This is a genomic window from Paraniabella ginsengisoli (assembly GCF_022513635.1).
Lineage (GTDB): Bacteria > Bacteroidota > Bacteroidia > Chitinophagales > Chitinophagaceae > Niabella > Niabella ginsengisoli.
Map to the genome: position 1 here is coordinate 506,741 of NZ_JAKWBL010000001.1, position 13,611 is coordinate 520,351.

Here is a 13,611-nt window from a genome sequence, read left to right on the forward strand (position 1 = left end):
TCAATCATGACAAATTATAAAAACTTAGAAGCATGGAAAAAATCAATGGAACTTGTTAAGGCTGTTTATTTTCTTACTAAGCAGTTCCCTAAAGAAGAGTTATATGCCTTGACAAGTCAGACAAATCGTGCTGTCGTTTCTATTCCCTGCAATATAGCTGAGGGCATTGTTAGAAATTATAAAAAGGATACTATTCAGTTTCTTCATGTATCAAGAGGTTCGATTTATGAATTGGAAACTTTGTTGAATATTGCGGTGATGGTTGAAATTATCACTGAATCTGATTTTGAACCATTAGCAATGATGATTGATGAATGTATTAAAATTCTGAATGGACTTATTAAATATTTTGAAACGTCAGCACTTAAATAATACTGTCATCTGGCAACTTTCAACCGTCAACTCCTAAATGCGATCCACTTCCGAAATATTAAAAAAGTTCGTGAACTTGAAATTAAAAGTAAGAAGCTCGCCAGAGATTTATTTTCGGGCGAGTATCATAGCGCTTTTAAAGGAAAAGGAATGTCTTTTAAAGAAGTGCGCGAATATGCGGCCGGAGACGATGTAAGGTTTATTGACTGGAACGTTTCTGCCAGGTTTGGCCATCCTTACAGCAAAATATTTGAAGAAGAAAGGGAACTTTCTGTGATGCTGCTGGTTGATATAAGTAATAGTTCTTTATTTGGCACACACTATGGATTGAAAAGAGATGTAGCTACAGAGATTGCTGCTGTGCTTGCGTTTTCGGCTGTCAGCAATGGTGATAAAGTAGGTGCTATTTTTTATAGCGATAAAGTTGAAATGTATATAGCACCCAAAAAAGGAAGGCAGCACGCGCTATATATTGTTCGGGAAATATTGAGCCTCGAAGCTAAAGGCAAAGGTACACGGCTGAATACAGCGCTTAAGTATTTTACAAATGCCATTAAGCAGTCGAGCATTGCCTTCGTTTTAAGTGATTTCATAGATGCAAATTATGAAGATGCGCTTCGCGTAGCGGGCAAGAAACATGATTTGATTGGCATCAAGATTTACGACCAGATGGATCAGGAATTGCCGAATGCTGGTTTAATGCAATTGGTGGATGCTGAAACAGGAAACACGCAATGGGTGGATACCAGCAATGCATATGTTAGAAAAAATATGAAGAGCAGTTTTTTAAAGCAACAGCATATTGTGTGAATGTGTTTAAGAAATCGGGTAGTGACCTGTTGCATGTGAAAACAGGAGATGACCACGTAAATGTATTGCAGCGATTTTTTAGAAGTAGGATAAAAGGGAGCTGAAAGTTTAGTTGACAGGTTGATAAGTTGACAGGTACAAGGAAACGACTCCGAAAGAGTCTGATTACAATTGCCGGATGCATAGCTTCCGGACTCTGATTTCCGGATTTGATTTTGAAAAATTTGAAAATTGATTTGTTTAATATTATTCGATACAATAATTTGAAACAGCTAATGAGAAAATGTATTTTTCTTCTTTTGCTGTTTCCGGGTTTGTATTGCTTTGCCCAGCCAGTTTCGGTTCGTGCGTTCACCGACAAAAACAAGGTTTTGTTGGGTGAGCCATTTTGGCTAACGCTTGAAATAAAATCACTTAATGGTGCGAAACCGCCGGCATTTAAGGTAGATAGTATTCCTCACTTTGAATTTGTTGTAAGAGACAGTTTCAAGGTAACGCAAAAAGGAGATACAACTATATATCATCAGCATTATCAATTAACCAGTTTTGATTCTGGACGCTGGGTAATACCGTCGTTTGCGTTGAGGAAGTTTGTAAAAACAAATAGTGTGTTGGTTGATGTGGTGTTTACCGAAAATTTTGATCCCAAACAACCTTACTATGATGTACAGGAAATAAAAGGCGTGCCTTTTAAATTGGATGCTAACCTTGAAAAATGGTGGTATATTATCGCCGGGCTTTTGATTATATTAACGCTGATAATTTATTTACTTACTGCAGAGAAGAGATCAAAGCCCCAACGGACAATGGTTTCGGGAGATACGCCGTATAAAAAAGCGATCAGACATTTGACAGAATTAAAGCAAAGTAAGCCAGAGGAAAAAAGTTTTTATGCGCAGTTAGTAGAAATATTCCGGACTTATGTGCTGGAAAGAACCGGGATAACTTCACTTCAGCAAACATCTAATAACCTGGTAGAAAAAATAAAACCATTAATGAAAGACGAAGTGAAGTATGATAGCCTTTCGCAAGTGCTGTATTTATGCGACTTTGTAAAATTTGCTAAATATGATCCGGAAGATAGTGAAGCCACATCGGCGTTTGAAGTGATTGAAGATTCGATTCATTATATTGAGGAAACGGTGAGACGCGAACCGGACATGAGTAAAGAAGTTGACAGATGAAAGTTGACGGTTGACGGGTTGAATGAAAATTAGTCAATGTGATGATGTGATAATGTCTGAACCTGTATTTTTTTGATTTTAAGGATTAGAGGGAGATTGGCAAAATCCTGTTAATCTAAATAATCCTATAAATCATTGTTCAGGCATGGCGAAGAATATGTGGGCTGATATTTGTTCCACAGTACAAGCGAGCGTGGCAAGACTGTTGAGCAGTGTTCATCTGTTGATACAACAAATAAAATATTGCTTTATATAGCATGATTTACGATTGGTTAAGAAATATAACGTTTATATGGCCTGAGAATTTTATTCTTTTGGGCATCATTCCTTTTTGATATGGCGATATGTCAGAAACGAAAGTAGGGATAAAGGGGCTGTTATGGCTTCTTCTATTAACATTGATACGCCGGCAACTTTTAAAACGAAGTTTCGGCATCTTCCTTTTATATTAAGAATGCTTGCTGTAACCTGCCTGATCATGGCTTTGGCACGGCCACAACATCAAACACAGAAAAGCCGATCGGAAGGAGAGGGGATTGATATTGTTTTATGCCTTGATGTAAGTGGAAGCATGGGCACGGAAGACGTAAAGCCTTATCGTTTTGTAGTGGCTAAAGAAGTGGCGATTGAGTTTGTAAAGAACCGTCCGGTTGACCGCATTGGCCTGGTAATTTTTGCGGGTGAGAGTTTTACCAAATGTCCGATTACACCTGATAAAAATGCCGTGCTGAATCAATTGCAAAGCTTGAAGATTATGGATGGTGGTTACCTGGAAACCGGAACGCTTATAGGTGAAGGACTCGCAATGTCGGTGAATAGAATTAGTAAGGGAACTAATAAAAGCAGGGTAATTATTTTACTGACAGATGGGAAGGAAGATGCGCCGCCAACACGAATTATTGATCCGGAAATGGCTATGGAAATAGCAAAAGCTAACAATGTGAAAGTGTATTGTATTGGCCTGGGTTCTGCAACGAGCACTGCCGAACAAATGGTAAAGGATGTGGCAGGCAATGTAGTTAGAAATTATATAGACGAAGCATTATTAACCCGGATTGCCAACAGTACTGGCGGGCGATATTATCGTGCGACGGACAAGGCTTCGTTACAGGCAATTTATTCGCAGATAGATAGGTTGGAAAAATCTAAAGTTGAAATAATAAAATATAAGGAAGTACAGGAAATGTTTATTCCATTGGTGCTTGCTGCATTATTTTGGTTGTTGTTAGAAGTGGTATTGAAATTTACAATTTTTAAGAAGTTTCCTTAAAGTGTAAAATGGATAGCATTAAAAAGACCAGCAGCGCTGGTCTTTTTGTTAACTTAAAAATTAGTATTAAAAGGTTCTATACTCTCCGCTCAAATATTTATTAGCTTCTTCTTCTTTGAACCGTGCATTTTTGCCGTCCCAATTAAGTGTTTTATTAGGGAAGCGTGCAGCAATCACACCCAGCAAAATCACTTCGGTTAGTTTTGCTGCGTAAGAAAATGGAGCGCTGGTTTTTGCTTTGCCTAAACATGCATCTACAAACTCGTGATAGTGCTTTTCTCCTTCAACATCATAGCTCGCAGTTGGTTTACCTGCTTCACCTTTTGTATCATATTTTTTAATATCAATGGGTTTGTAGGCGTCGTTAATGATCAGTTTAGGAAGTTGCATAAAGTGTGGCAATAAGAGGCGTTGGCCATTTTCGCCAATAAACATCGCGCCTTGATCAGGTAAAGTTTCGCCATTGGGAAGCTTTAATTCATCTTGAAGTTCAGGCGCACCTTTTCCATCGTACCAAACCCACTCAAGCGTTTTAGCAGTATATGGAGTTTCCGGGAAAACATAAGTGACATGATTTTTTTCTGCATGTCCGAAATTATTGGGTTCACGGCATTCATTTTTTACAGTTAAAGGAACGCTTAGCTTTAGTGCGTTGTACGGAGTATCAAAAATATGAACGCCCATATCACCTAAAGTTCCGCAGCCATAATCAAGACATTTGCGCCAGTTTCCCGGATGGTAAAATCCTTTTTTATAAGGTCTTTCTTTTGCAGTACCCAACCAAAGATTCCAGTCAAGCCCTTCAGGTACGGGATCGCTTCCTTCTGGTTCGGGCCCATCATATCCCCATGTTTTAGGAGACCAGGCAATTACTTTTTTACCTTTCCAATAATTCCTTTTTGAATAAGTATGGTAGCTAATTTATAATCGTAAAAAGAATGCACCTGGATACCCATTTGTGTCACTAATTTTTTTGTGCGGCTACTGCCTCCATTTTGCGGGATTCAGAAATGTAATGTGTAAGTGGTTTTTGGCAATACACATTTTTGTTCATTTCCATGGCCATTAATGCCACGGGCGCATGTGCATGGTCGGGCGTTGAAACTACAACGGCATCAATATCCTTACCGATGCTCTTAAGCATTTCTCTGTAATCTGTAAATATTTTAGCGCTTGCATATGTTGCTTTCACTGCGTTTATTTTATTCATGTCAACATCGCAAAGTGCTACTACTTCTACAGCAGGGTGTGAAGCAATATCTTTTAAGTCGGCTGTGCCCATCATACCAAGGCCAACCTGGGCAATTCTCAATTTTTTACCGTTAGATGCCAGTGAATGCAAAGGCAGCATAAACGCTAAACTACCGGCGGCTGTCGTTTTTATAAAGTCGATTCTTTTCATCTGTTTATTTTTATTGATATTTTATTTAAGAGGTTTTACTTTTATATTTTTGAACCATAGGGAGCTGCCATGATATTGCAAGGCAATATAACCTGTTTTGAATTTGGCATAATTATCACTTTTAGCCCATTTGCCTGCTTTTTTCGAGCCAGCCAATCTTCCGAACCGGGTTCAAAACTCAAGAGCTTTACACCATTAAGCCAATGTTCGGTTTTGCCAGATGCCACTACAATTTTTGTTGTATTCCATTCTCCTGCGGGGTGTAACACTTTCTTGCTTTCATCGGCTGTATGCATAGCATAATCAGCACCAGTTTTTTGCCAGTCTTGTAATTGTTCCGATGTTTGGCGCCAAACTGGGAATTATAATCTTTTAAATTACTATGCATTTGGGCATAGTTTTGGTCGTCAATAAGTTGGTATTCCGGAGCTATGTTAGATGGGCCGCCATAGCCTTCTTTTACATGATATAAAATACCACTGTTGCCGCCTTTCCCGATTTTCCAGTCTATCGTTAATTCAAAGTATTCAAATTCCTGACCTGAAAAAATAATGTCCTTGCTGCCTTTATAAGAAACATCATTTACCTTTTCATTGATTTTTTCGTTGTCTACCCAAATCATATTGTCGCTTAATACCCAACCTGGCGGTAAAGTTTTGCCGTCATAACCGCGCCATTTAGAAGCATTTTCAGTACTTAGTAAATTAATAGATTTTTTACCCTGGGCAATACAATTGGAGGTTGTGGCTAACATCAGGAAAACAAAAGCCACAAAAGAGAGGTTTAGAAAAGCAGATTTTTTCATGCGTTAAGTTTACTTTTTATTTTGTAAGATATATTTGCACAATCCGTGAGTTGGATTTTAGCAATGAATATAATAGCTTTTAAACATATACTTCACACAGCAGAAAGGTTTGCTCTAAAAGCAAAGCCTGTTTGCTACAGCAACTCTTCATTTTGCAACCCGATAAAAATAGGAAACAATTTTGTTAGTTGGTTATTAATCTTCTCTATACTTTTTACGTCCTGCCTTTATAAAGCTTGTTCTTTTTTTAGATTCGATCCTTTTTTCAATGGATGATTTTGAAGCTTTGGTTGCTATGCGCGCCTTCTTTTTTGCAGCGCCTGGGTTAACAGCTGATTTATTTTCTTTATAGATTCTTCTTTGTTAGCCAGCTGGGTTCGATGTGTTTGAGATTTTACAAGCAAATACCCTTCTGTGTTTATCCTGGACGATAACTTGTCTTTTACTGCTTGTTTTTGTGCTTCAGTAAGTAAAGCTGATTGATCCACATGGAAGGATGCTATAACTGCGGTTTCCACTTTGTTTACGTTTTGCCCGCCTTTGCCGCCGCTTCGCATTGTTTTGAAAGCAATTTCTTTAGAAACGTTCATTTTGTCATTTTAATACTCTAAGTTAAATTTTATATTTTGCATAGATAATAGATAAATGAAAGCAGTTATACAAAGAGTAAAAGAAGCCAGTGTTACAATTGATGAGAAGGTCCATTCGACCATCAACCAGGGACTGATGATATTGCTTGGTATTGAAGATGCAGACACTAAAGAGGACATTGACTGGTTAGCCCAAAAGATTATTTTGTTGCGAATTTTCAATGATGAAGAAGGCATAATGAATCTTTCACTTAAAGAAATTGACGGTGATGTTTTATTGGTAAGCCAGTTCACATTACATGCTTCTACCAAAAAAGGCAACCGTCCTTCCTACATTAAAGCAAGCAAACCATCCGTTGCTAATCCATTGTATGAAAAAATGATTGAGCGGTTATCGTCTGCATTAAATAAAAATATAAAAACCGGTGTTTTTGGCGCAGACATGAAAGTAGCATTGGTAAATGATGGCCCCGTTACCATTATTATTGACACAAAAAACAAAGAATAGAACATGACAATAAATGAAGCGCAGCAACAGGTTGATGAATGGATAAAAACCGTTGGAGTGAAATATTTTGGAGAGCTTACTAACATGGCTATCTTAACAGAAGAAGTAGGGGAGCTGGCTAAACATATGTCACGTATATACGGCGAACAATCCTATAAAAATGGTAAAGTTTATACGCCTGAAGAGCAAAAGAATATGCTGGCAGATGAAATGGCAGATGTTTTGTGGGTAGTGTTATGCCTGGCCAATCAAACAGGTATAAACCTTACAAATGCTTTAGAAAAAAACTTTGAAAAAAAAACGGTGCGTGATGCGGACCGACATGCGAATAATGAAAAATTGAAGTAGCAATTAATGAAAAAAGCCTGGCATATATTAAAAGATTCTGTAGAGCAGCTATTTGAAATGCGCATTCTAAAATTGAGTGCGGCCTTGGCATACTATACAATCTTCTCTATTCCAGGCTTGATGATTGTAGTGCTTTGGATCGGTGATGTTTTGTCCGGCCATGATTCATCTGTAAGAGAAAGCCTTTACAGCCAGATAGAAAGCCTTGTTGGTGAAAGTGCGAAGGTGCAGATTGAAACAACTATCAAAGAGGCGTCTAACGATATTTCGGGAAAGGGGTTTTCAACTGTTATTGGGTTAGCCACTTTAATTTTTGGTGCTACCAGCATTTTTGCAGAGATCCAAGATTCTATAAATATGATCTGGCGGCTGAAGACAAAGCCGAAAAAAGGCCGAGGCTGGTTAAAGCTTATTGTAGACAGGCTTCTGTCATTTTCAATGGTGGTCTCTCTTGGTTTTTTGTTGTTAGTATCCCTGCTGGTAAATGGTATCATGGATATTTTTATCGATCAGCTCACCAGGCAAATTCCCGAAACGGAAGTAACCGTTGCTTACATATCCAATCTTATTATTACATTTTTAATCACTTCTTTTTTATTCGGTTTAATTTTTAAAGTGTTGCCCGATGCGCGTATTCGCTGGCGGGCCGTGCGTGCAGGCGCTTTTGTTACAGCTATATTATTTATGCTGGGCAAATTTTTAATCAGCTATTATCTCGGTCATAATAAAATGACTTCAGCATATGGAGCTGCGGGTTCTATCATTGTTATTTTATTGTGGGTTTATTATTCTGCTGTCATACTTTATTTCGGTGCCGCATTTACAAGAGTATATTCCATACACAACGACATGAATATATTTCCAAGCCAATACGCTGTTTGGGTAGAGCAGGTTGAAGTGGAGCATGAAGATTCTATTCAAAATTTACATAATGATAAAGTAGTTGCTGCCCATGAGCAGGAGATTGCTGAACGGACAACTGAAGTGAAAATAGAAACCGATGATGATGATAAATAATTATTGAACCAGCTGCGGTACATGTGGCATCTTCGTTGCGTCGCACTCTTCAATTGTGGTGCATATTTTAACTTATACCTCTGTCAAGCAAATGGTATATCATTAATCGCAGAGCTATCTTTGTCAACTTATAAACCTTTCAACGTGTCTCCCATTTTACTTGCTATCATCATCGCTACCCTTTCTCCATCCATTGCCGCACTTACAATACCGCCCGCATAGCCTGCCCCTTCACCACAAGGATATAAGTTTTTAATTTGAGGATGTTGCAATGTTTCTGCATCTCTTGGTATTCTTACGGGTGACGAAGTACGTGATTCTGTTGCTACCAATACTGCTTCGTTAGTATAATAGCCTTTCATTTTTTTACCAAATTCAATAAAGGCTTTTTGAAGTACATGATGTATGAATGGAGGCAGAACACTTGAAAGATCGGAGCTTGTAATGCCAGGTAAATAAGAACATTTGGGTAATGTAGCGGAAACTTTGTTATTGCAAAAATCTACCATTCTTTGCGCCGGTGCTTTAAGCAAGCCACCGCCAGCTGCAAATGCGCGTTGTTCCACTTCTTGCTGAAAGTGTAATAAAAGTGGATCTATATTTTTTGATATACTTCTTTTGATTACGTCTTCAAGTTGCACCTGTACTACAATTCCAGAGTTGGCATAAGGATTATTTCTTTTCGAAGGCGACCAGCCATTGACAACTATTTCGTTGGGTGCCGTTGCCGCTGGTGCTATAATACCGCCCGGGCACATACAAAAGCTAAACACTCCTGTATTACTAACCTGTTGCACTAAGCTGTAAGATGCTGGCGGGAGAAACTCACCTCTTGTGTTACATTTATATTGAGCTTTATCTATAAGTTCCTGCGGATGTTCAGCGCGAACTCCTAACGCAAAAGGTTTAGCTTCAATTAAAATGTTTTTTTCATGCAGTAAATAAAAAATATCTCTTGCCGAATGCCCGGTTGCAAGGATAACCTGATCGGCATCAATCACGACTCCCATTTGGGTTTTTACGCCGGTTATTGTATTATTATGAATGATAAAATCAACAACCTTTTGATCGAATAAAACCTGACCACCACAGTTGATGATCTGATCACGCATAGCTGTTATGATCTTCGGTAGCTTATTGGTTCCAATATGCGGATGGGCTTCGTATAATATTTTTCTTCAGCTCCAAATTGCACAAACAAGTTTAATATTCTGTCAATACTACCACGCTTATTGCTGCGAGTGTATAGTTTGCCATCACTGTAAGTACCCGCGCCGCCTTCGCCAAAGCAATAATTGCTGTCGGGATTTACAATACCTTCCTTATTCATAGCAGCCAAATCACGCCTGCGGGATTTTACATCTTTTCCTCGCTCCAACAAAATAGGTTGTATGCCCAATTCAATTAATTGCAAGGCAGCGAACATGCCAGCTGGCCCGGCACCAATGATGACTACTTTTTTATCTGCTTTGCTTACATCTTTAAACTGAAAATGCTGCAGCTCGCGTTGCTGGTAAGGCTCGTTGATATACGCATTTAGTTTTAAGTTGATCCATGCTTGCCTGGAGCGTGCATCAATCGATCTCTTTAAAATGGTAAAACCTGAAATGGTTTCGGGCGAAATGCCTTCACTTGCGGCGATATGTTGCTTAATGAAACCATCGTTTGACGCATCTTGTGGAGATAATTTGAGTTGAATAATTTTCTGCATGATGATGTCAGGTTTTTATCCTGATAATTTAGTGCAAAGAAAAGAAGAAAAGCCGCAAAGAAAAAAGATCGTTTTAATCAAACCACATACTATCGTCTTTCTTTTCAAGCACAGCATTTATGGTAATACTGCCGGGCAATTTGCTTTCAGCTATTAATTTTACAGCAGCAATTTTTTTGATAGCAACTCGAATCTTTTGGGCACGTATTTCAGCAAAGAGTCGGGTATTTGATGCGGATTTAAAGACGCATATAATATACAGGCATCGCTTTTTTGGTTTGTAGGGTTACCCTCAAAATTTCCAGATTGTAAGCTCAATTCGTTGCCGCCATTTATTAATGCATAAGTTTTTACAAATGGTATCGATGTAAAAAGTTCACCCTGTTCTGTATTTTGTATAACGGAACTATCCCGCCAGTAACGATAGAGTTTGTCTACACCTTTGCCATAAAATTTTATCGACAAATCTGGTTCCGTAGTGGTATTGATAACTTTTTTTCTACTGGATTAAAATCAGCATCATAATCATAACTAATAGCAGTATCCACTTTTTTAGTGAAACCCGCTATTTCCGACTGCCAATAATTGATGCCCGGTTGAAACAGGGAATCAATATTGAAGTTAATTAAACGTGAGAGTTTTTGTTTGACTTCCTGCGGTATCAACTTATAAACAAACACCGGAGGTCGCATCATTGCTAAACTTAGCAGAGCGCTATCAGAAACCTGAAATATTTTTTGTTGAATGATAGATTGATTGTCAAATGCTAAATTTAAAGTCGCATTGATTTGGCTTTTGTCGATATGGACAATTCCGTCAGCATTCTTTACCGATCCGTTACCTAAAAAACGCCATGATAAATGAGCTTTTGCATTTATATTTTCTGAAAGCTTTTGCCGTTCAATGTGATTACCTTTTTCAAGCAAGTCTGTCGCAACATCAGCCATCAAATTTTTATTCTTTACAGAAGCATTTGCTATTAAAAGTTGTTTGCCATTTTGCATAAACTCAATACCATGTACAGAAGATGCATACCTTTCGGTCCCTTTTATCTTTTTAAAATCAAGCTTTGAGATGTCTTTTATAAAGCTTTCCGGATTTTTTATTTCCAAGACAGTATACCATGCATTTATCGGCTGATCTTTTACATGAAAGGCAAAAATGTAGTCGGGTAACGTTACCAGCTCCTTCCAATCAGTTCCCTTTTTCTTCTTTTTAAAAGGGGACATTTTTTTCCACTGAGAAGGAGTTGTAATGTAGCTCCAAATAATGGTGTTAGCGATTTTTTTGTATCCAGGCAAATAATATGATCGGCGTTTTGAGCAACATATTTTTCGCTGTAAGTTTTATAAAAAAGGTAAACCATGTTATTGCTATAATAATTATTAGCAACAACCCGAGCCATTTCCTTTTTTTCATTCGTATAAATTTTAACGCCATTTATGTTTTGCAAATAAAACAAGACATATCCAATATTATGATTTAAGATGCAGCATTCGTTCTTTTCATGCTTACTTTATAATTTTAGAATACTAAAGAAAGCATTTATAATTTATTGGCAGTTTCTTTAAGCTTATCCTCTTCAAGCATTCGGTTAATTTCTTCAAACATATTAAACAAAAATTCAAAACTGTTGGTGTGGCCTCCTTTCACATCCATTGTGCCCGAACTGTGTATCACGCCATTTTTTACACGGCTTTCAAATTTGATATTGCCCATGTTCTTTTGCAGATAATCTCTTATTCTTTTATTGGTGTCTGTATTTAATTCCGAACTAATTTCAGATAATAGTTTATTTATGTTGATGTTAACGGCATAGTTGTTTTTAAAGACGAAATTTTTCATCTCTTTAGGCATTTTATATCGACTGTTTCTTAAAGACATCTGCACCATTTCCATAGATGTAGTAGCTACAACTTTATCATCGTTCACAACAAAATAAAGATGGTCAACGGCCTCTTTTTCAGGATCGAGTTTCAATTCATAATAGCCGTTTTTGTAAGTATATTCGATCTTTCCCTTTTCACTATATTTGGTGGGAAGATTCACAAGTTTTCGCATGAAATCGCTTTTTCTGGTTTCAAAAGCTATGGTAAATTCTGGCGATAGTTCCTGCTTTGTTTTCTTTATTTTCTTTTCTTTGAAATTATCATCATATTCATAAGTTGTATAACTAACCTTTTTTGTGTTTAGCTTGTGAAGCACCATTACAAAATTACCAGGCATTAGTTCTGCAATTGCTTTTTCGTCAATCACTATTTCTAAAAGATCAATATAAATATCTGTCAGTTCAGAATATCTGCCAAAGAGGTAGCTTCCTGAAAGATAATCTTTCAGTGTTTTATAATAATACTTACCAACCGCTTCTGTATTAAAAGAACCTGAAATGAAACCAATATTATCTGCCGTTATATAATTGGTTAGCGAAGCTGTTTGTTTATTATCGAAAATATCTTTTAAGAGTTTCGACGTTTCAGCATCACCGCTAAATATTTTTTGTTCCATCCTTATTTTATCTTTATCAAAATAAAGGTTAACGCCGCTGGTTATTTTTGCACCTGAGCTTTTATCCTTCTGTTGATATTTGTTAGACATACCAAATACACTACGCGGAATGGCTGACCAAAGCCCGGACACCAGGTTGTCGTAATTGAACCAGAGCGATACAGGTGCAGCAGCATCTATTGTTTTAAAATAAAGTGGATTATCTTCTATTGAGGATTGCTGCCGCCCGCTAAACGTTAATAGAATAAGGCTGTCAGCAGTTTCCTTTTGTTTTTGAGCTACATATTTTTTCTTAAAGTATACCAATTATCTGTGGCTGACTCATATTTTTTTCTGTCTCCCAAGATTCATTTTTTGGCTGGAGGAGCTGCGGGGGGGTACATTTTCAAGAAGTCCATCCTCTCCAACTTCTATTTCTTCAACTATCGCAGAAGAATCTGCAGCAGCAAGAGCAGAATCTACCGTTGCGGTGGCGGCTTCAATAGTGGCATCGGCAGCCTCTATTACTTCTTCTTCACCCATTACATCAACAACGGTAGTGTCGACTGTTGTTTCAGTTTCTTCAATTCCTATATCGGAGCTATATTTATATGAAGGTTTTTTATGAGAGGTGTACACAAAAACTGCCATATTAGTAGTCCATCCCAAATATTTGTCATCGTCTAATGTCATCTTTTTATAAGTGCCGGCATTTTCGATAGCAGGTTCTTTTTCTTTCTGTAAAAGCCTTAAAAAATTAGCTTCGTTCTTCAATGGAAGAATGGTTACAAAACTGTTTGCACTATCTTCCATCACAGCATATTGAAGCATGTCTTTTTCGAAATCAATTCCGGTTTGTTCGATGGAAGAAACGCTGTCAAATCCTAACTCATCAAGTAATTTGTTCTTTACAAATTCATAGGAATTTATTTTGCTTACAGGAACACTTTTTGTTAACGCACTGCCCGAATAATTAATAACCAGTAAGGCATTATCGGGAGCCTTGGGCCGGCTATATTGAGCATTGCCTACGAGCGCGGTAATACCTATAAATATTGTTAGTATGATTTTTGTCATCGTTTATTTTGTTATGATGATAGTATTGGCGAT

17 protein-coding genes and 2 pseudogenes are annotated in these 13,611 nt (G+C 37.6%); 7 read left to right on the top strand and 12 right to left on the bottom strand.

Annotation, left to right across the window (positions count from 1 at the left end):
• The first annotated feature begins 6 nt into the window (after positions 1-6).
• The 4 genes from MKP09_RS02830 to MKP09_RS02845 all read left to right on the top strand — a co-directional run bounded on the left by MKP09_RS02830 (position 7) and on the right by MKP09_RS02845 (position 3,636).
• Entirely contained in the window at positions 7-372 is a 366-nt protein-coding gene (locus tag MKP09_RS02830; protein ID WP_240826335.1) for a four helix bundle protein, read from the top strand.
• A 150-nt stretch (positions 373-522) separates the two neighbouring features.
• A complete protein-coding gene (locus MKP09_RS02835; protein WP_240826336.1) occupies positions 523-1,182 on the top strand; it encodes a DUF58 domain-containing protein in 660 nt (219 codons plus the stop codon).
• 275 nt (positions 1,183-1,457) lie between these two features.
• Positions 1,458-2,366: a BatD family protein gene (locus MKP09_RS02840; protein ID WP_240826337.1), complete on the top strand. Its 909-nt coding sequence runs from the start codon at positions 1,458-1,460 to the stop codon at positions 2,364-2,366.
• 379 nt (positions 2,367-2,745) lie between these two features.
• Positions 2,746-3,636, top strand: a complete 891-nt coding sequence (locus MKP09_RS02845) for a vWA domain-containing protein (RefSeq protein ID WP_240826338.1) — start codon at positions 2,746-2,748, stop codon at positions 3,634-3,636.
• Positions 3,637-3,702: 66 nt separating this feature from the next.
• On the opposite strand, the gene MKP09_RS02850 is transcribed toward MKP09_RS02845, so the two are convergent.
• From MKP09_RS02850 to MKP09_RS02875, 6 genes and pseudogenes are all read right to left on the bottom strand, one after another.
• The gene (locus tag MKP09_RS02850) at positions 3,703-4,416 is read right to left on the bottom strand and encodes a hypothetical protein (protein WP_240826339.1); all 714 of its coding nucleotides are present in this window, start codon (positions 4,414-4,416) and stop codon (positions 3,703-3,705) included.
• Positions 4,417-4,600: 184 nt separating this feature from the next.
• Positions 4,601-5,038 carry a Gfo/Idh/MocA family protein gene (locus MKP09_RS02855; protein ID WP_240826340.1) on the bottom strand — a complete coding sequence of 146 codons (438 nt, stop codon included), beginning with the start codon at positions 5,036-5,038 and terminating at the stop codon, positions 4,601-4,603.
• 21 nt (positions 5,039-5,059) lie between these two features.
• Positions 5,060-5,194 (bottom strand): 3-keto-alpha-glucoside-1,2-lyase-like domain-containing protein, encoded by a 135-nt coding sequence (locus MKP09_RS02860; RefSeq protein ID WP_240826341.1) that lies wholly within the window; start codon positions 5,192-5,194, stop codon positions 5,060-5,062.
• A gap of 41 nt (positions 5,195-5,235) precedes the next feature.
• Positions 5,236-5,334: pseudogene (locus MKP09_RS02865) on the bottom strand (DUF1080 domain-containing protein); the annotation flags it as partial.
• A 134-nt stretch (positions 5,335-5,468) separates the two neighbouring features.
• A pseudogene (locus MKP09_RS02870) lies at positions 5,469-5,843 on the bottom strand (3-keto-alpha-glucoside-1,2-lyase-like domain-containing protein); the annotation flags it as partial.
• Between the two features lie 293 nt (positions 5,844-6,136).
• Complete coding sequence (locus tag MKP09_RS02875) at positions 6,137-6,433, bottom strand: peptide chain release factor-like protein (RefSeq protein WP_240826342.1); 297 nt, start codon at positions 6,431-6,433, stop codon at positions 6,137-6,139.
• 55 nt (positions 6,434-6,488) lie between these two features.
• Between MKP09_RS02875 and dtd the strand changes: the two genes are divergently transcribed.
• The 3 genes from dtd to MKP09_RS02890 are packed head-to-tail and all read left to right on the top strand — an operon-like array spanning position 6,489 to position 8,306.
• On the top strand, positions 6,489-6,941 hold the full coding sequence (dtd, locus tag MKP09_RS02880; protein WP_240826343.1) for a D-aminoacyl-tRNA deacylase: 453 nt from the start codon (positions 6,489-6,491) through the stop codon (positions 6,939-6,941).
• Between the two features lie 3 nt (positions 6,942-6,944).
• Positions 6,945-7,289 (top strand): nucleotide pyrophosphohydrolase, encoded by a 345-nt coding sequence (locus MKP09_RS02885; protein ID WP_240826344.1) that lies wholly within the window; start codon positions 6,945-6,947, stop codon positions 7,287-7,289.
• Between the two features lie 6 nt (positions 7,290-7,295).
• Entirely contained in the window at positions 7,296-8,306 is a 1,011-nt protein-coding gene (locus MKP09_RS02890; RefSeq protein ID WP_240826345.1) for a YihY/virulence factor BrkB family protein, read from the top strand.
• Positions 8,307-8,434: 128 nt separating this feature from the next.
• On the opposite strand, the gene MKP09_RS02895 is transcribed toward MKP09_RS02890, so the two are convergent.
• The 6 genes from MKP09_RS02895 to MKP09_RS02920 all read right to left on the bottom strand — a co-directional run bounded on the left by MKP09_RS02895 (position 8,435) and on the right by MKP09_RS02920 (position 13,578).
• Positions 8,435-9,418 (bottom strand): NAD(P)/FAD-dependent oxidoreductase, encoded by a 984-nt coding sequence (locus MKP09_RS02895; protein ID WP_240826346.1) that lies wholly within the window; start codon positions 9,416-9,418, stop codon positions 8,435-8,437.
• Between the two features lie 5 nt (positions 9,419-9,423).
• Positions 9,424-10,017 carry an FAD-dependent monooxygenase gene (locus MKP09_RS02900; RefSeq protein WP_240826347.1) on the bottom strand — a complete coding sequence of 198 codons (594 nt, stop codon included), beginning with the start codon at positions 10,015-10,017 and terminating at the stop codon, positions 9,424-9,426.
• Positions 10,018-10,176: 159 nt separating this feature from the next.
• Complete coding sequence (locus MKP09_RS02905) at positions 10,177-10,482, bottom strand: hypothetical protein (protein ID WP_240826348.1); 306 nt, start codon at positions 10,480-10,482, stop codon at positions 10,177-10,179.
• Positions 10,473-11,318: a hypothetical protein gene (locus MKP09_RS02910; protein ID WP_240826349.1), complete on the bottom strand. Its 846-nt coding sequence runs from the start codon at positions 11,316-11,318 to the stop codon at positions 10,473-10,475. The genes MKP09_RS02905 and MKP09_RS02910 overlap by 10 nt, the downstream gene beginning before the upstream one ends.
• Positions 11,319-11,562: 244 nt before the next feature.
• Positions 11,563-12,828 (bottom strand): DUF4836 family protein, encoded by a 1,266-nt coding sequence (locus tag MKP09_RS02915; protein ID WP_240826350.1) that lies wholly within the window; start codon positions 12,826-12,828, stop codon positions 11,563-11,565.
• Between the two features lie 15 nt (positions 12,829-12,843).
• Positions 12,844-13,578: a hypothetical protein gene (locus MKP09_RS02920; protein WP_240826351.1), complete on the bottom strand. Its 735-nt coding sequence runs from the start codon at positions 13,576-13,578 to the stop codon at positions 12,844-12,846.
• Positions 13,579-13,611: the final 33 nt, after the last annotated feature.